This window comes from Microbacterium gorillae (assembly GCF_050990725.1).
Lineage (GTDB): Bacteria > Actinomycetota > Actinomycetes > Actinomycetales > Microbacteriaceae > Microbacterium > Microbacterium gorillae_A.
In genome coordinates this window covers 448,145-468,015 of the sequence record NZ_CP158844.1, presented here as the reverse complement: position 1 = coordinate 468,015, position 19,871 = coordinate 448,145, and the positions used below count along the sequence as shown (strand labels likewise).

Here is a 19,871-nt window from a genome sequence, read left to right as displayed (position 1 = left end):
GACCATGCCAGAGATCCTGCAACCAGGAGAACGCGCACCGCACTTCTCTCTCCGGGTGACCGCCGACCAGTCGCTGAGCTCCGACGAGCTCCTCGGCAGCCCAGTGGTCCTCGCGTTCTACCCCGCTGACTGGAGTCCCGTCTGCGGTGACCAGCTGTCCGTCATCAACGAGGCTCTGCCGCTGATCCGCGCCCGGGGCGCTCAGGTCGTCGCCGTGTCCGTCGACAACGTGTGGTCGCACGAGGCGTTCACCTCGGCCCACTCACTGCACTTTCCGCTGCTCAGCGACTTCGAGCCGAAAGGGGCTGTCGCTCGCCTTTTCGGCGCATACGACGACACCGTCGGCGAAGCCCGAAGGGCCCTCTTCGTCATCGACTCCGCGGGCATCATCGCCTGGAGCTACCTCGCCCCCGTCGCCGTCAATCCTGGCGTCGACGGGGTTCTCGACGCCCTCGACACACTCACCCACCACTGAAAGGAGAGGACCATGTCCTCACTTCGCGTTCCTGTCTCCCCGCACGACCACACCTCGGGCCCTGCCGACGCGGCGGTGGTCCTCGTCGAGTACGGCGACTACCAGTGCCCCTACTGCGGCGCTGCCTATCCCGTGGTCAAGGAGCTGCTCGCAGCCTACGAAGGGCAGGTGCGCTTCGTTTTCCGGAACTTCCCGCTCGCCGAGGTTCACGCCGAAGCGGTCGACGCCGCCTTCGTCGCCGAGTTCGCCGCCGAGCACGGCAAGTTCTGGGAGGCGCACGACCTGCTGTTCGAACACCAGCAGCAGCTGGGCCCCGACCTCTATGCGACGATCTGTGAGCGTCTCGACCTGCCGCTGGACGAACTCCGAGCCTCTGTGGCTGAGGGACGATACCTCGCTCGGATCCGCGCCGACGAGGAGGGCGGCATCCGCAGCGGTGTGAACGGGACGCCCACCTTCTTCCTCAACGGCCACCGACTCGACAGCGGAACCGAGGGCCTCGCCGAGGCTCTAGCAGGAGTGATCCAGCGCTCCTTCTGAGCCTTAGCGACTGTGCGGGGCCGCCGGGATCTACCCGGCGGCCCTTCACGGTTCAGCGGGCGATGCGGCGCATCCTCAGCGCGGCGGCCACCGTCACGATTCCCACGAGGACGACGAATACCAGGAGCACGGTGATCTGCGGCAGCACCGTCAATGCTCCGCCGATGGCGAGGACCGGGATGGCCAGGCCGCAATAGGCGACGAGGAAAATCGCGGCGAGCGTCTCGCCCCGGCGTCCCGGTTCCGCGATCTCGGATGCCGTGGCCAGCGCACACTTGAACAGGGCGCCGACGCCCGCACCACCGATGATCCCGCCGAGGAGGAACAGCGCCAGCGAAGGTGCGACAGCCCCACCGGCGATGGCCAGCAGTCCGAGTCCGCAAGCGACGGCGGCGAACATCAGCTGCGTACGGCGAGCCACCCGGGCGAGAAGAACCTGAGCAGCGGCGGCGGACCCGAAGACGAGGAAGACCGTGATCCCGGCCATCAGGTGCCCGTCTTCCTCGAAGATGCCGACAAGGATCGAGGGTGCGAGAGACGTGAACAGTCCGAAAAGTGCGAAGCCGGCGAAGGCCGCGAAGGCTGCCGCGACGAAGTTGCCGCGGGATGCCGCGGGGACCGCGACCTTCTGCGGACGATACGCGCGCCGAGTTGGGGTGACGGTCTCTGGGACGAGCGCGACCGCGATGGCCAGGAGGATGAGGACCATCGCGAACACGGTGTGCGAAAGGTGCAGCGGGTCCGGCAGGAAGTCCGCGAACAGCCCACCGATGAGGGGGCCGAGGGCGAGGCCTCCGAGGTTTGCGCCGCCGGCGACGGATGCCGCGACGATGGCGTTCTCATCCGGCCGAGCGCGAGCCCTCAGCTCACCGAGGTGCGCGGTCGCCGTCGCGGTGAGCACGCCGATGCTGACGCCATTGACGACGCGGGCCACCAGCAGACCTGGCACGTCGGTAAACACCATGAACAGCACCGCAGAGAGCGCGGAGATGAGGATGGCGATGACGAGCATTCGGCGCCTGCCCATCCAGTCGCTGACGTGACCGAGCAGGAAGAGGCTCGCGACGACGCCGACCGCGTAGGCCGCGAACACCACGGTGACGACCGAGACGGGGAACCCGTCGAGCTGCTGGTACAGCGGATACAGCGGTGTGGGGACAGTGGAATACGCCATCACCAGGAGAAACGCGACCGCCACCACCCAGAATGGTGTCGTGCGGTGAGCGGTGTCGGAGTGTGTGAAGGCCATCGCCTGCAGCTTTCTCTATGGGTGCGTGGTGAGGCAAGAACGGCGCCGGAGGGGTGCCCCTCCGGCGCCGTCTACCGCCTCGAGCCCGATCCCGAGGCGGCGTCTCTGCTTACCGCAGAGGAGTGATGCCCTGCGAGCCGCGCGGGAAGGTCGCGAGGACGGCGGGGTCGATGTTGAGGTGCGCCGAGACGAGCTGCGGCGGCACGTGGGACAGCCAGTTGGCGAGGGAGATCTCCTCGTACTTGTCGGTGCGGAACACCTCGAGGAACTGCAGCACATCGTCGCCGGTGTTCTCGATGTAGTGGCCGAAGTTCTTGCGGACCACGCCCACATCACCCGGACGGAAGTCGGTGGTGTTCGCGTGCGGGCCGGTGTTGAACACGGTCATCCGGGCGGAGCCGCGGAGGTAGTACTGCCACTCGTCGGCATTCGGGTGCCAGTGCAGCTCTCGCATGGAGCCCGGCTCCACGGTGACGAGGGCCGCAGCGACCGTAGACGAGTACTTGTAGTTGGTGGAGTCAGCGATCTGAATCGACCCGCCCGTGTTCTCGTACAGCGGCTTCGAGCGCGACAGGCGGAAGATGACCGGCTCCATGCCCCACTCGACGCCGGCAGCAGCCTGGTCGACCTCGAGGGCCGGCGGTTCGTCACCGGGGAAGATCCACAAATTGTGGAGCGGGATGTCCGAGAACACCTCCTGTGCGACACCGAAGTTCTTCGCCAGCACCTCGGGAGGGGTGTGCGCGAACCAGTCGGTCAGCAGCAGGGTGTTCGATTCGGACTGCTCGCCGTCGTCGAAGGCGAGCACGAACTCGGCGCCATCCGGGCCGAGCCCCTGCAGGGAGTGCGGCGTACCGGCCGGGAAGAACCACAGGTCGCCCTCCTCCACGTCTTCCACGGCGGGGAGGCCGGAACGGCTGAGCGTTGTCACGCGGGCCTTTCCCCGAGTCATCACGGCCCACTCGGCGGTCTGGTGCCAGTGCAGCTCGCGAATGCCGCCGGGCTCCAGGTACATGTTCACTCCGGCGATCTCGTCGGAGATGTGGAAGTCCTGCTTCGTCAGCTCACGCGCCCAGCCACCACGCTGCACGCGACGGGGCGAGATGTTGAACGACGACCAGAAGAACGGCTGCGTGCTGATGTCGGTCGCCGGCGCATGCACCTGGTTCGGGAACTGCGACTCGATGGCCTCGTTCTGCGGACCCGTCATCGTGTTGCTCTGTGGGTGGTCAGCGATGTTGATCTCGCCTTCCTGCGGCAGGTCGGGGTTACCCAGAGTGGGGACCTCATGCCCGACGGGGACGTTCTCGGACGAATCCATAGCTTGCTCCTTCGTGACGAATCCGGACGGTACTCAGGAGTCTGGCAACGCCCAGCGGTGCGCAACAGGGATAGCTGACGAACGTGCACTCGACACTCGTCGGACGCCGTCAACCGCGTCGTTCGCTTGGGTGGAAAGGTCCCGAGGAGGTTTCATGTCGCTCGCCCAAGCCCCGTCGCTTCGTCGATACCCGCTGCTGGAAACGGTGTGGGCGTCTGCGTCTCTCGCGTTCGTCTCCGGGCTGCTCGACGCGTGGACGTTCGGCCAGGTCGGCACGTTCGCCACAGTGCAGTCCGGCAACCTCATCTCCCTCGGGTATTTCACCGCAGGGGGAAACGTCGGGCGCGCGCTCCTCGCTGCCAGTTCTGTTCTCGTCTTCGCGCTCGGAGCCTTCGTGTGCAGCATCATGGTCCTCTGGCTTTCCCGGCGAGGGAGGTCGTACTCCGCGCCCGTCCTTCTTGGCGAGGTCGTGATTATCGCGATGCTCGCCGTGCTGAGCGTCGGCCACGTCGTCGAGCCGATGTGGATCGCGTGGGCCATCAGTTTCCTCGCCGGCGTGCAGGGCAACGCCTTCCACCGTGAAGCAGGGATGCTCTACGGCAACATCGCCGTCACCTCCGTCATTCAGATGGCGGCGAGTCTGCTGGGCCGAGCGGTCGGGCGGCGCATCGCGGACGATGGCGAACGGCATGTGCTGCCTGCGGGCGCATACCTCGCGGTTCTCCTCACGTTCGCCGTCGGAGGCGGCGGCGGGTTCCTGCTAAATCGCGGATGGGAAGGCCTGTCGCTGGTCCTGGCCGCAGCCGTCCTCCTCGTGCTGTGGACATGCGCGGTCCGCGGGCGGGGTGCCATCGACCCGGCGCAGAACGCACCGACGCCGTAGCGCCGGGTGAGTACCCTGATCTGCATGCTGCCCGAAGCCATCCACACCGGTTGGACCTCTCGGGCGACGTTATCCGTCCTCGCATGGATCGAGTCTGGTCTGATGACGACGCTCTCCCCGCTGCTGATCCTGACGTGCGGGCTGTCGTTCTCCGGTAAGAGCACCCTCGCGCTCGAGCTGCGCTCACGCCTCGACGCGGATGTTCTCAGTCTCGATGTCATCAATGCCGAGCGCGGCCTCTACGGCGGGCAGGGCATATCGGGCGAGGAATGGCAGAAAACTCATCAGATCGCCCAGGCACGCGCTCTGAACGCTCTCACCCAAGGTCGCAGCGTCATCATCGACGACGCCGCTTCCCGCCGGTTCCTGCGTGACGCCTGGCGCGAGGTCGCCGCCCAGGGCCAGGCGCGGTTCCGGATCATCTGGTTGGACATCGAGCCGGTCACCCAGCAACATCGGCTGCAGGCGAACCGGTCCACGCCCCCCACGATGTCGTGGACCGAGTCATGGCCGAGCACCGAGCGAGCGTCGAGCCGGCGCAGTAGGAGAACGTGATCCGCGTCGACGCCCGGAACGCGCATGAGCCGGAGACCATCGCCGATCTGCTTCACTCCCTGAGTACTAACGCGGACCCCCAGGCGTAAGACAGCGCCAGCCCGGCGGCCGCCGCGAGCAGAGCGGCGCCCAGCATCCCTCCGGCATAGGAGACCCCGAGGAGAGTCCGGCGACGAGCGAACAGCTCTGCCGCCTGCACGCTGGCCGTGCTGAACGTGGTGTAGCCGCCGAGGAAACCGGCACCCAAGACGAGCGCGCCCGATGCATCGAGGACGTGAGCGTCAGCGAGCCCCGTGACGAGACCGAGAGCGAAGGATCCGCTCACGTTAATGATGACCGTGCCCCACGGGAACGGGCCGCCCACACGACGCGTGATTCGCGAGTCGAGAGCGTACCGTGCGACTGCGCCGAAGCCTCCAGCCAGGGCCGCGAGAACGGCGACGAGCCCCGTCATGCTCGTACCTTCCTCGTACCGGTAAGGCGTTGGGCTGCGAACGCTCCAACGACTCCCAGGACAACGGTGGGGACCACATAGAGGACACCGAGGAGTAAGTGATCTGTCAGAATCAGCCCGTCCGACCCGACCGCGAACGTGCTGTATGTCGTATACCCGCCGAGAACTCCCGTGCCGAGCAGCAAGCGCATCCGGCCCCCGCGAGTTGCACCGTAGAGCGCGCCGAGCAAGATCGCGCCCGACACGTTCATGATGAAGGTCGGCCAGGGGAACGAGGAGCTGCTCGCCCACCAGGTGCCAAAGAGAATCCGGATCCCCGTGCCTACGGCTCCACCGGCGAAGACGAGCATGTACGGTACGACCGTTGCACTCCGCATCGGGGTCATCTCCACCTCCATGCTGTTGAACCTAAGAGAGCACCTGTCGAACGGCGCACGACGACTGTCGAATGTCGTATCGACACTCGCTGGGCTACGCGTTGTCGATGCGGGACTCGACAACGGTCTGAGTCGCACCCGGCTCCGCGAACCTACGGTGGTGTGCACCGAGACCACGGAAAGTAGGCCCCATGTCCTCGCACCTGGGTGAGAACCACCGCAACACGCTCCGACAGATCTCCGAGCACCCGACGAGCAGCAACGTCCAGTGGCACGACGTCCTGTCGCTCCTCCGATCCGTCGGGGAGGTCACCGTCGAGCACAACAGCAAAGTGAAGGTCACGGTCGGCACCGAGACCATCGTCGTGTCGCCTCCTCGGGAGAAGACCGTCGACGAGGACCTCCTCATCGAACTCCGCCGCCTTCTCCACGCCGCCGACTAAACACCCGTCAGTAACTGACGTCAAGAACGAAGGACACCATGAAGACATCACCCGCCGCCAACCTCACGGGCTCCGTCGACCAGCGCCTCTGGCAGCTGTCGGTCACACCGAAGAGCGAACAGACCCGCGACTGGTTGCGGCAGCAACTCGACTCCGCGCTCGAGGAGTGGGCGAAAGACCGCACAGCTCTGGACATCGACCGCGAGGGCCGCGTCGACTTCTAATGGGGACCGTCCTCTTGGGCGCCGATCTGACTCGTGTGTTCACTGGGTAGATCTCAGGTCGCATCAGCCAGGATGGGACCGCCGTCGCTCGCGGTTCACCACGGAAAGCATCGAGCGGAACAGCCCGCAACGCATCATCCAGAATGCTGCCGGGCTCATCGAGCAAGGTCGGCCAATGCTCGCCGATGAGGGCGACGGCCGACCGCCAGTTCCGTTCCTCAGGCGCCCGGGATAGCGCCCTGACCACATCGGCATGAGAAGAAGGAGTGGTCATCGTTCAGCTCTTCCCCTACAGATGGGATTCTTGCAGGAGCCAACGTATCGCCGAGGCAGGTCGACGTCCGTGACGAATTGCCCGATGTGGTCAGCATCTTCGTCGGCATCAACGAGGTCTGGCGCCGATTCGACTCCGATGACCCCACGTCGGACGAGCAGTACGAGGCTGACCTGCGCGCGCTCATCGAGCCGTTCACACGCACGAAGCTGGTCCTCGTCGAGCCGTTCCTGCTGCCCAAGGACGAAGCGCAACAATCGTGGTCGGACGAGCTGGCGGGGAAGATCCGCGTGGTTCGCGCGCTGGCTGCTGAGTACGGTGTCCCCCTCGTGCCACTCCACGCCACGATGAACGCGGCGGGCACTGCCGCAGATCTCGCCCCTGACGGTGTGCATCCCAACGCCGCAGGGCATCAGCTCATCGCCGACACCTGGCTCGCCCATGCTGGAGGCGTCGTGGAGCGATGACGGGGCCGCGCGAAGCACGGCCGCGGATGCGAACAAGGCTCCGCTTCGTTCCAGAAGAGGTTCACCCGGGGTGAGAGTCCGCGTCACTGTGGATTCTCACGCCGGGTGACCGGACTTCAGACCGGCGACCGAACCGCCGCCAGCGAGTCCCAGATCGCTGCCGCAACCTGGTGCTTGCTTCCGGATGCGGCGGCGATCACGGCTCCGTCCGGGCCGATCACCCGCACCTCGTTGTCGGGGGTTTCGAATCCTCGGTCCCAGCCGACCTCGTTCACCACCAGCACGTCGACGCCCTTGCGCTCGCGCTTGCGGCGAGCCCGCGCGAGCATCTCTTCCTCGCCGCCTTCCTCCGATGGAGTCTCGGCGGCGAAGGCGACGAACGTCTGCCCCTCCCGGCGCGCAGCGGTCAGGCCCGCGATGATGTCGGGGTTCTCGACGAGCTCGATCCGGGTCAGCTCGCCCCTGTCCTTCGTGAGTTTGCGGGCCGCGACCTCGACCGGCCGATAGTCGGCGACCGCGGCGGCCATGACAACGACATCAGCCGCTGCGGCGATGTCCGTGAGAGCATCACCGAGCTCTGCAGCCGACCCGACCGGCACGATGTCGACGGAAGGATGCTGTGCCGCGGCGAGGACATCGCCCGAGATGTTCGCGGCGACCAGCGTCACCGACGCGCCCCGTGCCGCCGCCTCCGCGGCGAGCGCAACACCCTGCCGTCCGCTCGACCGGTTGCCCAGATACCGCACCGGGTCGATCGGCTCGCGCGTCCCTCCTGCCGAGATGGCCACGCGCAGACCGGCGAGATCTCCGGCGGCAAAGAGGGCAAGAGCCGCCTCGGCGATGTCTTCGGGCTCCACCATCCGTCCCGGTCCGCTGTCGCCGCCGGCGAGTTCGCCGTCGGCCGGACCGACGATGTGCACGCCGCGGGATCGGAGCGTCGCCACGTTCGCCTGGGTGGCAGTGTGCCGCCACATCTCGGCGTGCATCGCCGGGGCGATGACGACGGGCGCCTCCGTCGCGAGCAGCGTGGTGCCGAGCAGGTCGTCGGCGATTCCGGCGGTCATCCGGGCGATCGTGTTCGCGGTGGCGGGGGCGACGATGACAAGGTCGGCGTTCTGGCCGAGCGCGACGTGCCGTACGCGAGCCACGTCGTCGTGCACGCTCGTGGTCACCGGATGTCGACTGATGGCTTCCCAGGTGGGCAGCCCCACGAAGCGCAACGCGTCTTCGGTGGGGATGACGGTGACCTCGTGACCGGCCTTGATGAGCAGCCGCACCAGGTGCACCGACTTGTACGCGGCGATGCCGCCCGTGACTCCGACGACGATGTTCACACCTCCGATTCTGCCGCAGCCGACCCCCGCTGGGGCCGCCGTAGACTTACCCGGGTGTGCACGGTCGTGATCGATGTGACGGATGCTGCGACGGCTCGCCTTCTCGCCGTGCGCGATGAGGACCCGCTGCGCGCATGGGATGCCCTGGGCGAGTGGTGGCCCGACACGCACCCCGGTGTGCTCGGAATCCGCGACCGCCGCGCCGGCGGTGCGTGGCTCGCGGTGAACCCGCAGGAGCGGCGCCTGGCCGTGCTCCTCAACCGTGCGGATGTCGTCGACCTCCCCGACGAGTTCGCCCTCACGCGCGGAACGCTCGCGCTCGAGTCTGTGCTCGGCCGCTCACCCGTCGCCCCGTTGTCGATGCACGGCTTCAACCTGCTCGAGGTGCGTCCAGAGGGTGCTCGCGTGCTGAGCTGGGACGGCGTCTCGCTGCGCGAGACTCCGATCGGCCCCGGCACCCACATGATCGCGCACGATGATCTCGACGACGAGAACACTCCGCGGATCGCGGCCTGGCTTCCCGAGTTCCGCGCGCTCGGTCCAACGGCGCAGAGCTCCGACTGGGTTGGAGAGTGGGTCGCGCTGCTCGCGACGTCGACGCGGCTCGACCCCGAAGATGACCGGGCGATCATCCGCGACAACCGCCCACACGGATACCCCACGCAGTCGCTGCTCTACGCGACGGCATCCGTCTCGCCCTATGGCGTCGTGATCGCCGACCACGCGCTCCCGCGCCCCGCGCACTGGACCGACTGACACCCGTCATCGGCACCCACGCGCGCAGGCGGCCCAAACAGAGCCCGCGAGACTTCCGTCGGCGGGCGACAATCCCCGCGTTGCGCTGATTGTCACCCACAGACGGAATTCTCGCGGGAGGTGGTGTCGCGGATCTGGTGCGGCGGCCAGTCAGGCGGAGCTGAGGGTACGGGCCATCAACGGCGCCGTGGTCGTCCGCCCGATCGAGCTACTGTCGCTGCCCCAGGGCGTCGATGCTCGTGCCGATGATCTCGTTGCGCCACTGCGACGCGCGATCGCAGCGGCGAGCCTCGAGGGAAAGCACGCCGAGCGTGACCAGTGCACCCGTCACCCGCAGCCGCCGGGAGTCAGAGTCCCCCTCGCGTCCGAACCCGCTGAAGAGGATGTCGGCGAGGAGGTCCAACTCCGGCGCTTCCTCGTCTCCATTCGGCAGGATCGTGCTCAACAGCAGGCTCGCGAGCCCAGGCCGCGCCAGCGAGAGATCGACGAGGAGCTCGACCGTGCGTTCGTCTCGATCGCGCCCGACAGGCAGTGCCGCGACTCGATCGTGGACGGCGCGGATCTGCGCTTCGCACTCGTGGATGGCGGCTTCGTAGAGCGCTTTCTTCGTCGGATAGTGATGCAGCAGTCCCGCTTTGGAGTATCCGGATGCCTCCGCCACCGCCTGCACCGACGTTCGAGCGAAGCCGTGCCGGGCGAACAACGACGACGCGGCGTCGATGATCGCGGTGGGAGATGCGAGGCTCATGCGAAGGCTCCTAGTGGCCGGGCAGCGGCTCCGCGTCGGGGTCGACCTCGACGACACCACGTCGAAACACGACGACCGAGACTACGGCTGCCAGGGCGTACAAGCCTACCGCGACCCACAGTGCTGCCCGATAGCTCTCGACCGTGACGGCGAGGGCAAGTCCCTCCGAGGCAGGCGCGGACGCGACCAGCGCGGCCGCGGCCCCGGCCGCGAGAGAGCTGGTCAGCGCGATCCCGATCGCCCCTCCCACTTCCTGGCTGGCGTTGATCAGTGCGGACGCGACACCGATGTCCCGTCGCTCGGCGCGGGCGGTGGCGGCCTCCTGGAGCCGACCGAACACGAGTCCCAGACCGAGGCCGTAGACGATCATCCCCGGCAGGATGTTCGCGACGAAGTCGCTGTCGCCGCCCGCTCCGGTCAGCATCATCAATCCGATACCCGCAACGACCGCGCCGATCGTAATCACGGATCGCGGCCCGAATCGCGCCGCCAGCCGTGAGCCGGCGAGCGAGGACGTGACGATGATCCCCAGCACGACGGGAACGAAGCTGAGACCCGTCTGCAGCGGCGAGTAGCCGAGGGCTTCGGTGAGGTAGAAGGTCGCGAAGAGGAAGACGCCGAACAGACCCCCGTTGACCAGTAGTCCCACAATGTTCGCGGCGCCGCGGTTGCGATCGATCACCACGCGCAGGGGAAGCAGCGGATGCGGTGCACGACGTTCGACGAGCACAAAGGCAAACAGCAGTGCGAGGCCGACGGCGATCGGGGCCAGCGTCCAGACGTCCAACCAACCGCCCTGTTCGGCATTGCCCAGACCGAAGACCAGCGCCACCATCCCGGCGACCGACGTCGCCGCGCCGGGAAGATCCAGCCCGGTGCGATCGACCGCCGCCTGCCCGGCGATCAGCCCGACCCCGGCCAGCGCGACCACCGCGATCGGAACGTTGACGAACATGCTCCAGTGCCACGACAGGTACTGCGTGAGCAATCCGCCGAGGAGCAGACCAACTGCTCCGCCCGCCGACGACACAGCACCGAAGATCGAGAACGCGCGGATGCGACTCACCCGATCCTCGAACGTGGTCGAGACGAGCGAGAGCGCGGCCGGTGCGAGCACAGCACCGAACGCCCCCTGCAGCAGCCGCGCCGCCAACAGCACCTCGAAACTCTGCGCAAACCCGCCCGTCGCTGACGCGATCGCGAATCCGATGAGGCCGATCACCAGCATCCGACGTCGGCCGAACGCATCGCTCAGACGTCCACCGATGAGCAGCAGACTTCCGAACGCCAGTGCGTACCCCGTGACGAGCCAATGGCGCCCCTCATCCGCGAACCCGAGCTCGGCTTGAGCAGCGGGAAGGGCGATGTTCACGATCGTCACATCGAGCACCACCATCAGCTGACTCAACGTCAGGATGCCCAGCACCCACCATCGACGGGAAGAACTGTTTGCACCGGCCATATCGCGTCTCCTCACCCGAGCCCGAGGAACCTCGGCTATCGAAGGCTACGCGGTCACCAACCATCTTGGACGTCAAACCGACCATATTGGTCGGCTTTTCTCAGCTAGCGCCTTGCCCCATGCGCTCACCCGCCCAGGGACGCCCGCACCTCAGCCCGCCGCTGCCACGGACGCCCGGGGTGGGCACCTCCCCATATCCCGCGAGACTTCCGCCTGTGGGTGACAATCGGCGCAACGCGGGGATTGTCACCCACAGACGGAAGTTTCGCGGGAGTGATTGCGCACCCTCGGCGCCCGTGGGAGGGGCATGTCGCCAGCCGACACTGCAGGCGGAGACCGTACGGATGTCGGTGGGCACTGCTACGTTCCCGTCCACGGCGCGACCGCGTCGTGGACCACGCACTGGGGGCGGATGCATGAATGGTCGGATCTGGAGAAACACGGACCTTCGCCGATTGCTGTCCTCGGCACTCGTCTCATCATTGGCGGGTGGTCTCTTCTTAGGGAGCTTGCCCCTTGCCGTCGCTGCGCGCGGCGGAGATGCGCTTCAGATCGGCCTGGTCTCCGCTGCCCTGTACGCCTGGTGGATCGTCTCGGTGCCCCTCTCCGTGATCACAGACAGACTCGGGATCGGGCCGACGCTGCGGATATTCGCGCCGCTGCGGTTCGTCGGCCTCGCCGTCATCGCGATCGGCGTGGCCACGGAGGCAGAGTGGGGCTACGGGGTCCTTCTCACGGGGGTGCTCCTGTACGGCTTCGCCGACGTCGTGGTCGACTCGGCGAGCGGCACGCTTCCGGCAGCGGTGATGAAGTCCGAGGACTATGACGCCGCCTACTCGTCACTGTATGCAGTGACCCGAACCGCGGACCTTGTGCTTGGCCCGGTGCTCGGCGCCGGCCTGTTCCTCCTCAATCTGTGGGCACCGTTCGCCCTCGCGGTTCTCCTGCTCGCCGTGTCCTACGGCACACTGTTCAGCTTCTTCGGCGACCAACGCACGCAGGCCGCTCCCGCCGACGGAACGGAGCCGGGGTGGTTCTCTGCAACGTTCGCCGGTCTGAGACACGTCGTTCGCACCCCGCTCATCCGGGGCATCGCGATCACGTTGATCGGTGTTGCCGCAGCGTCCGAAGTGACGGCAGTGGTGGTCGCTCCCTACGTTCGGGCTGCCGCCGAGTCTGACTACTGGCCGCAGATACTTGGCGGAGTGAACGCAATCGCGGGGATCGCTGCGATCAGCGCCGCCCTGGCAGCCACCGTGATCGCGGGTCGATTGGGGCGGACGAGGACGATGATCGGAGCGGCCACGCTGGGAGTGGCATCACCCGTGCTAATGAGTCTCGGCCCGTCCTGGACCTTCGTCGCTCTGGCCTTGGTCGCTGCTGCCGTCGGCGAAGCGATCTGGGTCCCGCTCGCCCAGGCATCGATGATGAAGGCGACGCCCCACCATCTCCTCGGTCGCACTCGCGCCGCGGTCATGTTCATCATCTGGGGCACGATCCCGGCGACTAGTCTCATGGCCGGAGCGCTGGCAGTGACGATCGGACTGGTGTGGACGCTGATCGTGACGGCGCTGTTCGCTGCCCTCCTGTGCGCCTTCGGATTCCCCGCGCTCCTTTCCGGCGGGCGGGGAGAGCGCGAGCTGCGCAGGACCCGCACGCGCCTGCCACGGGGGCGCTAACGTGACGGGCATGAATCCGCGGGTGGAGCGAGCACGAGTCCTCATCACGGTGAAGGCGGCGCCAGAGCCGTCATCGACATACGGCGACACCGTGTGTGTGGCGGGGATACGAACCGATGGCGCTCACCCGGAGTGGATCCGCCTCTATCCGTTCCCATTTCGTTGGATGCCAGAGAGAGTGCGCTTCAAGAAGTACGACGTCATCGAGGTCGACGTCCACCGCGGTACGAGGGATGACCGTCGAGAGAGTTACCGCCCCGATATCCAATCGATCGAGATCGTCGACCACCTGGATCACTGGAGGCACCGGCACGAAATCGTCGGGAAGGTCGCCCCGACTTCCACCTGCGAGTTGCATCGAGCGGCGCTCGCCAATAGCCAAGCACCCTCGTTAGGCGTCGTCCCGGTCGCATCAGTCGAGAAGCTTGAGATCGTCCCGTTTGTGGGATGGACAGAGGCGCAGCTCAAGCGAATCGCCGACGCTGAGAACCTCGCCCCGCTGGACCTTTTCGGGGACGGGATGGACACTCCACCTGAGCTACAGGCACCGCGCTTCACCGCCCGCTATCGGTATCACTGCTTCGCAGATGGCTGTCCGTCACACACCGGGCAACTCCTCGATTGGGAACTCGGCGAGCTCCAGCGCCGTCACCTTCTCAACCTGTCCGACGACGAAGCGAAAGGGGAGATCGAGAAGAAGTTCCTCACGCAGAAGTTCGCGTCGCACCGCGAGACATCATTCTTCGTCGGCAACTTCGGAGACAAAGTGAAACGCGGGAGCTTCAGCATCCTGGGCATCTACGCGCCAACACAGGCGGACGCCGCGCCAACGCTCTTCTAAGCGACGACGAGATCGCGGCTCATGAGCCTCGCCAGTGCGTCACGCACCTGCTGACGGTGGCAGTGGTCTTCGTCCGCTTCGAAACAGAACAGGGCGATGGTTCGGCCTCTCGCGAGTGTCGCAAGGTTCTCCAGTGCCGAAGCAGCCTTCGCGGACGCAAGCACGTCGCGGAACCGATCGCGTGCCTCGTGCGCTTCGGCAGTATCGGTCGCCGCGTAGCCGACTCGATTGTCGCGGTGATTCCCGAGTTCCGGCATGTGCATGTACTCGATACCCGCAGCGCGAACGGCCTCCGAAAGTGCGGTCTTCGAGAACCCGCGCTTGCGGGAGATCGCATTGAGCCTGACGTCCACCAGCGTCTCGACACCACGCACGCGCAGCTTGGCGACAAATCCGTCGAGCGTCTGCCCCTCGTACCCAATACCAAGAACGGTGCTCATCTGGGGCTTCTCCTCCTTGTTGGGTGCGCGATGTGCGGCCGTGCGGCACCTCGGTGAACAGTATCGGGCATCAGCACGACCGACGAATCTTGACGCACAACGCTCGCAGCTGCGCTGCGGAGTGCTTCGACGACGGATCTCGCGAAGGGTTCTCACGCGCAGCACATTGAGCTCCGCCAGGGAGAGATCTCCAATGTCGATCACGTAACGGATTTTATCCGTTACGTAATCGATCGCGCCCGGATGACACGCGCGATGGCAAGAGTGACCGGAGCGGTGGGTACTGGACGGTGCGCGGGCCGCGGCCGATTCATCCCACTCCCCCGGCGGACGACATCGATCTGCAGCGTCGACTGTGGGAGGAGACGGAGCGCCTCCTTCTTCCCGCCACCCACGGCTGATCGCTGCTGCGCCGACACACACGAATGTCAGTGGCCCCTGGCAAGGTCTGGTCATGAATCACTTGCACCTGCGCCTCTGGTCGCCAGACGACGTCCCGCTCCTGCGGGCAGCGAACTCGCCTGAGATGACCGCGCACCTGAACGGACCAGAGAGCGACCACCAGCTCACCGAGCGACATGAGCGCTACCTACGCCTCAACGCCACCGACGAGGCACGGATGTTCGTGATCGTTGACGAGGACGGGCACCCACTCGGTTCGATCGGGTACTGGCCCATCGAGTGGCGCGGTGAGGCGGCCTGGGAGACCGGCTGGTTCGTCCTCCCCGATGCCCAGGGACAGGGCGTCGCTTCGCAGGCGCTCGGTCTGCTGATCGACGATGCCCGGTCACATCCCGCGGGCCCGCGCCCCCTGGTGGCGTTTCCCGGAGTGGACAACCCCGCATCGAACGGCGTGTGTCGGCGCCGCGGATTCACGCTCGCGGGCACCGTCACCGAGCAGTTCCGTGGCTCCACCCTCGCCGTCAACGAGTGGGTTCTCGAGCTCGCATCTACGCCCTGAGGTAACCGCCTGGCTCATACGTTCGCAGCTTCCTCTTCCTCCACCGCGCGCTCATCCGTGGTGCGGGCGTCGGTGAGCGTCAGCGCCCCGATCCCGGCGATCACTCCGACGGCGATCGCCAGCACGATGAACAGCACCTGCTCACCATGGAAGAAGGAGGCGACGAGGCCGGAGCTCCAGGCACCGTCGGGCAGCACGGTCGTGACGAGGACGGCGATGAGCGAGCCGGCCACCGCGGTGCCGATGCTCGTGCCGACTTCCTGAGCCGAGTCGTTCATGGCAGCGCCCATGGAGGTGCGGTTCTCCGGCATCGCGCCGACGAGAGCGACGGCGCAGATCGTCATCACCGTGCGCAGGCCCACGGTCATCACGACCATCGCGATGGCAATGGCGATGTAGGTCTGCTCAACCGCCCACGCCATCAGCCCGAGGCCGGCCGCAAGCAGCACGGCACCGACAAGGCACGCGATCCGGTGCCCGAAGCGCCGCACCATCCCCTCGGTGACCGGCGTCGCCAGGATCATCGTCACGATCATCGGCAGATTCGCCAGACCGGCAAGCAGCGGCGACCATCCCCAGGCGTACTGGAAGTGCAGAATCAGCGGGAACATGACGCCGGCCATGGCAACTGAGGTGCCGATCTGTGCGATCGCCGCGCCACGCACCGTTCCCCGGCGAAACAGCGACAGGTCCAGCATCGGAGAGGCTGCGCGGCGCTCGCGAACAACGAAGAGGATCAGCGACACGACCGCTCCGGCTGCGACCGCGAGAGTGACGGGAGACGCCCATCCGTTCTCGACACCGCTCGTCAGGAAATAGCAGGCCAGACCGATGGTGAGAATGCTGAGCGCCGCCCCCGGCAGGTCGAGACGATCTCGCGTGAGACCGTCGGCGGCATCGGCCGGCACACCGAAGTGCACGCCGAGAGCTGCGATGAGCGCAATCGGAGCGTTCACGAGCAGCAGCCACTGCCAGGGCAGATGGGTCAGCATGGTGCCACCGAGGAGCGGACCCAGGACGAAGCCCGACATGCCGACCACCATCATCAGCGTGATCGCGCGCATGCGCAGCTTCTCGTCATCGAACAGGCGGAAGACCAGGGAGTTGGTGATCGGGGCCATCGCGGCCGCGGCGATTCCGAGCGCCGCGCGCAGGGCGATCAGCTCACCGGTCGAGGTGACGAACACCACGGCCACGCTCATGAGCCCGAAGAGCGCGAGACCGATCTGCAGCACGCGACGCCGCCCGAAGCGGTCGGCGATCGATCCTGCCGTCAACAGCAGCCCACCGAACGTGAGCGAGTAGGCGCCGCTGACCCATTGAAGGGACGTCGTGTCACCACCGAGCTCACGACCGATCGTCGGCAGCGCGATCGAGAGCAACGTGTTGTCGACCATCTCGACGAAGAAGGCGAGACACAGCGCGGCGAGGGGAATCCACGCGGCTCTCAGTGACGTGCAGGTGCGAGCGGTGGCGTTCATGGCGACTCCTTGCGTGAAGCAATATCGAACGTTGTTCGAGAGTCGAACAACGTTCGATACGATAGAACAATGTTCGATAACCCGCAAGATGGTCCCGGTCACACGCTGTCGATGTGGTGAGATGAGAACCATGGCGACTCCCCCACCCTCGAGCGAGCCGGCACCACGCTCCCGCGCACGCGCGCGGACGCGTGCCTCTCATTCACTCGACTCCGTGCTGGCTGGCGCGGTGGAGATCCTGGACAGTTCCGGCACCGCCGGGCTGACCATCCGCGCTCTCGCCGCGCACCTCGGCGGCGGCGCCGCGAGCGTCTACTGGTACGTGTCCGGACGGGAGGAACTGCTCGATCTCGCGGCAGACTGGGTCCTCGGGGGCGTGCTGCACGCGACCGCCGATGTGGGTGACGGCGATCCCATCGACAACCTCCGAACCATCGCGATCACGATGTTCGACGCCATCGTGGATCGGCCGTGGCTCGGGGCATACGTGCTGCGCGACACCACGATCCAGACGCACTCCCTGGAGTTGTACGAGCGAATCGGCGAGCAGGTGATGCGCCTGAACCTCACCCCGCGCCAGGCCTTCTATGCCACCAGCGCCGTGGTGGGCTTTGTCATCGGCATCGCCGCAGACATGGGCCAGGAACCTCCCGCCGCTGTGGTGTCAGGAGAGATCAGCAAGGAACAGTATCTGACCGCGGCGGCGAACGAATGGCGCGCCCTGGAGCCCGCGCGGTTCCCCTACATCCACCACATCATCGACGAGTTCGACGGTCACGACGACCGCGACCAGTTCCTCGGCGGACTCGATCTGCTGCTCGCGGGCCTGCGACTTCAGGCCGACGCCCGCTGAGACAGGGTTCGGAGGCAACACGATGACGTTCCTCGCGAGGGCGGCACGACGGCTCGCGGCCCTCCTCGGCAAGTCGAGAGCGGCGGACAACCCGCGCCCAGTGGACGTCGACAAGATCCGGGCGCTCTACACCGCGCCGTACTATCTGTTGATCACCTTGCTCGACGATGACGGCATCCGCGAATTCGTGCGGATCGCGCGCGATGCACGCATCGACGAAGTGCTGTGGATGCTGGGCACCGAGGAGTGGCGCTGCCGGAGAGCCGGCGCCTGGTTCGCCCTGGTCCGCGAGGAAGCGGAGATTCAGCAGGCGCTGGAACAGAGCCTGCTCACCTCGCGCGGGAGCCTCACCGCGCCCGACCTGGGAGCGGTCCTCGCTCAGCTCCGTGGCGCAGCGTGCCTCCCGCTCCTCCTCGCGTATCAGGAGCGCGGCCTCCGCGACAACCACCACGGACCGCAGGGTGAGATCGCCGCACTCATCCGCGACCTCGGCGGCACGCCGCTCACGGACGACGACTCAGACGGATCCACCGCACGCATGGCACGGATGCGGGATACGGCCGCGCGCATCCTCACCGCTGCTCATCCCGATCGGACCGCGTAACTGAGGCCGCGGGGTCGGATGTCGAGGGGCGCAGCCCGCGCACGATGAGGTAGATCGCGAGCCAGATCTCGAACGCGAAGACCGGAACAGCTGCCACCCCCGCGATCAGTCCGTTCAGGGGGATGACTCCCCAGAGCTGCAGCACGTTGCTCACGAGAACGAGGATGCCCCCGACCCCTCCCAGCGTGGCCAGGGCACGAGGAACGGCGCGCGAGCTCCACAGCAGCCACCCCAGAACGATGGTGTTGACGCTGATCACGAGCCCCTGCCCCACCAGGAAAGAAGCGGTGTGCGTTGCTGACGCGAACTCCGCCAGCGGCCCGCCTGGCGTCCGCGCCCACAGGAGGGCGAGCATCGGCAATGTGCCTGCGAGGATGACAGCCCCCTCCACGACGCGAAGAACAGCGAACGTCGCGGCACGGACCGGCCCGAAAGAGCGCAAGAGGTGCCAGAGGAGCACACCTGTCCCCACGCATCCGATGGCCAGCGCGAATTCGAGAGTGACGCTCGCGGGGATGAAGCCCGCGGCATATGCGGCGACCGCGGCGACAGACGTGACGTGCGTCAGGAGGTAGAACAGACCCGCCACCCGAGCATGTGCGCGCGGCGTAAACAGCGCTTCGCTGTGACGAGGGGTTTGGTATACGGCATATGCTTCCATGCCTTGATGATAGGTATACGATGTATACATGTCAACACCCGGATCGCGCCCGTCCCGCTCGCACCTGGATCGAGATCAGATCGTCAACGCCGCGATCGCTCTGGCGGACGAGCGCGGGCTGTCCGGGGCGAGTATGCGCGGAGTCGCGGAGCAGCTGGGGGTCACCCCCATGGCGCTCTACAAACACGTCGCTAACCACTCCGACCTCGTCGACGACATGCTCGACCGCGCGCTCGAGGAGGCCGCCGCCCCTGATGCCGGTCAAGACTGGATCACGAAGACGAGATCGCGCATCCTCGCCGCCCGAACGGCCTTCGCCGCACACCCGTGGCTGCGCGAAGCGATCGAGTCCCGCCCACTCGCCACCCCACGAACACTGCAGCACATGGACGCGCTCATGGCCGACATGTTCGACGGTGGGCTCTCCGCCGATCTGGTCCACCACACCATGCACGCACTTTCCACGCGCATGTGGGGCTTCACTCGTGACGTGCTCCCCACTCCCCAGGCGCCCGAGGATCCGGACGACAGGGCGGCGGCCATCGCAGCGTTCGCCGCCCGCTATCCGTCCATCATTCGAATGGCGACGACGTCTCCCCACGCCGGGGAGGCGTGCGACGACGACGCCGAGTTCACATTCGCACTCGATCTCATCCTCATCGGCGTTCAACGACTCCACGAGCGCGGCTGGACACGCGCGACGCCTGTCTCGAGCGGGCTCGCGGACTGACGGTCACGACGGTCGCCGCAGCGACGCGAGTCACAGACGGTTTCAGCCCGTGGGCTTCG

General features: G+C 66.6%; 24 protein-coding genes. 14 read left to right on the top strand and 10 right to left on the bottom strand.

Annotated features, from left to right (window positions below):
* The first annotated feature begins 4 nt into the window (after window positions 1-4).
* Window positions 5-475 carry a redoxin domain-containing protein gene (locus ABTV68_RS02120; RefSeq protein WP_433675969.1) on the top strand — a complete coding sequence of 157 codons (471 nt, stop codon included), beginning with the start codon at window positions 5-7 and terminating at the stop codon, window positions 473-475.
* Window positions 476-487: 12 nt separating this feature from the next.
* Entirely contained in the window at window positions 488-1,015 is a 528-nt protein-coding gene (locus ABTV68_RS02115; protein WP_433675968.1) for a DsbA family protein, read from the top strand.
* A gap of 52 nt (window positions 1,016-1,067) precedes the next feature.
* On the opposite strand, the gene ABTV68_RS02110 is transcribed toward ABTV68_RS02115, so the two are convergent.
* Both ABTV68_RS02110 and ABTV68_RS02105 read right to left on the bottom strand, forming a co-directional pair.
* Window positions 1,068-2,264, bottom strand: coding sequence for an MFS transporter (locus tag ABTV68_RS02110; RefSeq protein WP_433675967.1), 1,197 nt, complete (start codon window positions 2,262-2,264; stop codon window positions 1,068-1,070).
* A 109-nt stretch (window positions 2,265-2,373) separates the two neighbouring features.
* Window positions 2,374-3,585, bottom strand: a complete 1,212-nt coding sequence (locus ABTV68_RS02105) for a cupin domain-containing protein (RefSeq protein ID WP_315105344.1) — start codon at window positions 3,583-3,585, stop codon at window positions 2,374-2,376.
* Between the two features lie 154 nt (window positions 3,586-3,739).
* Here ABTV68_RS02105 and ABTV68_RS02100 point away from each other — a divergent pair, with 154 nt between their 5' ends.
* Together ABTV68_RS02100 and ABTV68_RS02095 are read left to right on the top strand one after the other, a co-directional pair.
* Window positions 3,740-4,468 carry a YoaK family protein gene (locus ABTV68_RS02100; protein WP_433675966.1) on the top strand — a complete coding sequence of 243 codons (729 nt, stop codon included), beginning with the start codon at window positions 3,740-3,742 and terminating at the stop codon, window positions 4,466-4,468.
* A 102-nt stretch (window positions 4,469-4,570) separates the two neighbouring features.
* Window positions 4,571-5,023 carry an AAA family ATPase gene (locus ABTV68_RS02095; RefSeq protein WP_433675965.1) on the top strand — a complete coding sequence of 151 codons (453 nt, stop codon included), beginning with the start codon at window positions 4,571-4,573 and terminating at the stop codon, window positions 5,021-5,023.
* A gap of 52 nt (window positions 5,024-5,075) precedes the next feature.
* On the opposite strand, the gene ABTV68_RS02090 is transcribed toward ABTV68_RS02095, so the two are convergent.
* Both ABTV68_RS02090 and ABTV68_RS02085 read right to left on the bottom strand, forming a co-directional pair.
* Window positions 5,076-5,477: a fluoride efflux transporter FluC gene (locus ABTV68_RS02090; RefSeq protein WP_058630780.1), complete on the bottom strand. Its 402-nt coding sequence runs from the start codon at window positions 5,475-5,477 to the stop codon at window positions 5,076-5,078.
* Window positions 5,474-5,875 (bottom strand): fluoride efflux transporter FluC, encoded by a 402-nt coding sequence (locus ABTV68_RS02085; protein ID WP_206549481.1) that lies wholly within the window; start codon window positions 5,873-5,875, stop codon window positions 5,474-5,476. The genes ABTV68_RS02090 and ABTV68_RS02085 overlap by 4 nt, the downstream gene beginning before the upstream one ends.
* A 170-nt stretch (window positions 5,876-6,045) precedes the next feature.
* Between ABTV68_RS02085 and ABTV68_RS02080 the strand changes: the two genes are divergently transcribed.
* From ABTV68_RS02080 to ABTV68_RS02070, 3 genes are all read left to right on the top strand, one after another.
* A complete protein-coding gene (locus ABTV68_RS02080; RefSeq protein WP_433675964.1) occupies window positions 6,046-6,297 on the top strand; it encodes a hypothetical protein in 252 nt (83 codons plus the stop codon).
* A 38-nt stretch (window positions 6,298-6,335) separates the two neighbouring features.
* A complete protein-coding gene (locus ABTV68_RS02075) occupies window positions 6,336-6,521 on the top strand; it encodes a hypothetical protein (RefSeq protein WP_433675963.1) in 186 nt (61 codons plus the stop codon).
* Between the two features lie 360 nt (window positions 6,522-6,881).
* Complete coding sequence (locus ABTV68_RS02070) at window positions 6,882-7,262, top strand: GDSL-type esterase/lipase family protein (protein ID WP_433675962.1); 381 nt, start codon at window positions 6,882-6,884, stop codon at window positions 7,260-7,262.
* A gap of 116 nt (window positions 7,263-7,378) precedes the next feature.
* Here the strand turns inward: ABTV68_RS02070 and coaBC are convergent, their stop codons facing one another.
* Window positions 7,379-8,596, bottom strand: coding sequence for a bifunctional phosphopantothenoylcysteine decarboxylase/phosphopantothenate--cysteine ligase CoaBC (coaBC, locus tag ABTV68_RS02065; protein WP_433675961.1), 1,218 nt, complete (start codon window positions 8,594-8,596; stop codon window positions 7,379-7,381).
* 54 nt (window positions 8,597-8,650) lie between these two features.
* Between coaBC and ABTV68_RS02060 the strand changes: the two genes are divergently transcribed.
* The gene (locus ABTV68_RS02060; protein ID WP_433675960.1) at window positions 8,651-9,352 is read left to right on the top strand and encodes an NRDE family protein; all 702 of its coding nucleotides are present in this window, start codon (window positions 8,651-8,653) and stop codon (window positions 9,350-9,352) included.
* A 208-nt stretch (window positions 9,353-9,560) separates the two neighbouring features.
* Here ABTV68_RS02060 and ABTV68_RS02055 read toward each other — a convergent pair whose 3' ends face one another.
* Window positions 9,561-10,100, bottom strand: coding sequence for a TetR/AcrR family transcriptional regulator (locus ABTV68_RS02055; protein ID WP_433675959.1), 540 nt, complete (start codon window positions 10,098-10,100; stop codon window positions 9,561-9,563).
* Window positions 10,101-10,110: 10 nt separating this feature from the next.
* On the bottom strand, window positions 10,111-11,562 hold the full coding sequence (locus tag ABTV68_RS02050; protein ID WP_433675958.1) for an MFS transporter: 1,452 nt from the start codon (window positions 11,560-11,562) through the stop codon (window positions 10,111-10,113).
* 509 nt (window positions 11,563-12,071) lie between these two features.
* On the opposite strand from ABTV68_RS02050, the gene ABTV68_RS02045 reads away from it, so the two are divergent.
* Together ABTV68_RS02045 and ABTV68_RS02040 are read left to right on the top strand one after the other, a co-directional pair.
* The gene (locus ABTV68_RS02045) at window positions 12,072-13,241 is read left to right on the top strand and encodes an MFS transporter (RefSeq protein ID WP_433675957.1); all 1,170 of its coding nucleotides are present in this window, start codon (window positions 12,072-12,074) and stop codon (window positions 13,239-13,241) included.
* A gap of 10 nt (window positions 13,242-13,251) precedes the next feature.
* Window positions 13,252-14,082: a hypothetical protein gene (locus tag ABTV68_RS02040; RefSeq protein ID WP_433675956.1), complete on the top strand. Its 831-nt coding sequence runs from the start codon at window positions 13,252-13,254 to the stop codon at window positions 14,080-14,082.
* On the opposite strand, the gene ABTV68_RS02035 is transcribed toward ABTV68_RS02040, so the two are convergent.
* Window positions 14,079-14,522 carry a DUF488 domain-containing protein gene (locus ABTV68_RS02035; RefSeq protein ID WP_433675955.1) on the bottom strand — a complete coding sequence of 148 codons (444 nt, stop codon included), beginning with the start codon at window positions 14,520-14,522 and terminating at the stop codon, window positions 14,079-14,081. The genes ABTV68_RS02040 and ABTV68_RS02035 overlap by 4 nt on opposite strands.
* A 454-nt stretch (window positions 14,523-14,976) precedes the next feature.
* Here ABTV68_RS02035 and ABTV68_RS02030 point away from each other — a divergent pair, with 454 nt between their 5' ends.
* Window positions 14,977-15,483 carry a GNAT family N-acetyltransferase gene (locus ABTV68_RS02030; protein WP_433675954.1) on the top strand — a complete coding sequence of 169 codons (507 nt, stop codon included), beginning with the start codon at window positions 14,977-14,979 and terminating at the stop codon, window positions 15,481-15,483.
* 14 nt (window positions 15,484-15,497) lie between these two features.
* Here the strand turns inward: ABTV68_RS02030 and ABTV68_RS02025 are convergent, their stop codons facing one another.
* Window positions 15,498-16,964 carry an MFS transporter gene (locus ABTV68_RS02025; RefSeq protein ID WP_433677671.1) on the bottom strand — a complete coding sequence of 489 codons (1,467 nt, stop codon included), beginning with the start codon at window positions 16,962-16,964 and terminating at the stop codon, window positions 15,498-15,500.
* A 214-nt stretch (window positions 16,965-17,178) separates the two neighbouring features.
* On the opposite strand from ABTV68_RS02025, the gene ABTV68_RS02020 reads away from it, so the two are divergent.
* Both ABTV68_RS02020 and ABTV68_RS02015 read left to right on the top strand, forming a co-directional pair.
* Window positions 17,179-17,817, top strand: a complete 639-nt coding sequence (locus tag ABTV68_RS02020) for a TetR/AcrR family transcriptional regulator (RefSeq protein WP_433675953.1) — start codon at window positions 17,179-17,181, stop codon at window positions 17,815-17,817.
* A gap of 22 nt (window positions 17,818-17,839) precedes the next feature.
* Window positions 17,840-18,421 (top strand): DUF6000 family protein, encoded by a 582-nt coding sequence (locus ABTV68_RS02015; RefSeq protein ID WP_433675952.1) that lies wholly within the window; start codon window positions 17,840-17,842, stop codon window positions 18,419-18,421.
* Here ABTV68_RS02015 and ABTV68_RS02010 read toward each other — a convergent pair.
* Window positions 18,390-19,082 carry a DUF4386 domain-containing protein gene (locus ABTV68_RS02010; protein WP_433675951.1) on the bottom strand — a complete coding sequence of 231 codons (693 nt, stop codon included), beginning with the start codon at window positions 19,080-19,082 and terminating at the stop codon, window positions 18,390-18,392. The two genes, ABTV68_RS02015 and ABTV68_RS02010, sit on opposite strands and share 32 nt — an antisense overlap.
* 28 nt (window positions 19,083-19,110) lie before the next feature.
* Here ABTV68_RS02010 and ABTV68_RS02005 point away from each other — a divergent pair, with 28 nt between their 5' ends.
* Window positions 19,111-19,812, top strand: coding sequence for a TetR/AcrR family transcriptional regulator (locus tag ABTV68_RS02005; protein ID WP_433675950.1), 702 nt, complete (start codon window positions 19,111-19,113; stop codon window positions 19,810-19,812).
* Window positions 19,813-19,871: the final 59 nt, after the last annotated feature.